Below are 814 nucleotides of genomic sequence, written 5' to 3' on the forward strand. Positions count from 1 at the left end.
GAGGGCCGGCTGGGCCCTTCGAGGACCTCGAGGTGATCCGCGTGGAAGCGGGCATGTCGACCGCGAGGTTCTGCCAGCTCTTCGACATGCCCGAGCGGACCTGGCGCCGCTGGCAGGCCAAGGCCCGCACCGGGACGGCGGTGAAGGGACCGTGGCCGCAACCGGCACGGCAGGCCGCCAGCGAACTGGTGGTCAAGCACGCGCTGGCCCATCCGGCGTGGGGGCATCGGAAGATCTGGGCAATGGTCCGCCACGACGGGCATGTGGTTTCCGAGGCGACCGTGCTGCGGATCCTGCGCGACGAGGGGCTGATTCTGCCCGCGCAGTACCAACGGGAGCGACGGAAGCTGGCCGAGCGGCGCAAGGCCGCGTTCGCCACCGAGCCGACCGGTCCGAACCAAGTCTGGCAGCTGGACTTCAGCGAGTTCGAGACCACCACCGGAGGGACCTGGCGGCTGGCCGGGTGCCGGGACTACTGGTCCAAGTACGAGCACCCCTTCCACGTTTCGCCCACCGGGAACCAGCACGACGCGATCGACGCGATCGAGTTGGCCCTGGCCGACTACGAGGCCATGTTCGGTCACCCGCTGGTCGAGGCCTGCCCGGTCGATCCCGAGACCGGTGAGCTGTTGCCCGTGGTGACCATCGTGACGGACAACGGCGGGCCGTTCCGGTCCTTCCGCTTCGAGTCCTTCATCGCCGCCCACCCCGAGCTACACCACGTGCGCACCCGAGTGAAGACCCCGGGGCAGAACGGGTCCCGTGAACGCGGCTTCGGCACGCTGAAGTACGAACGGCTCTACCTGGACGAGAT

General features: G+C 68.9%; 1 protein-coding gene. It reads left to right on the forward strand.

Annotated elements, in window-relative coordinates:
• Window positions 1–32 precede the first annotated feature (32 nt).
• A partial coding sequence (locus MTQ12_RS14800; RefSeq protein WP_247619225.1) for an IS3 family transposase occupies window positions 33–814 on the forward strand: 782 nt, incomplete at its 3' end.

The sequence above is a fragment of the Brevibacterium sp. R8603A2 genome (genome assembly GCF_023072605.1).
GTDB lineage: Bacteria > Actinomycetota > Actinomycetes > Actinomycetales > Brevibacteriaceae > Brevibacterium > Brevibacterium pityocampae.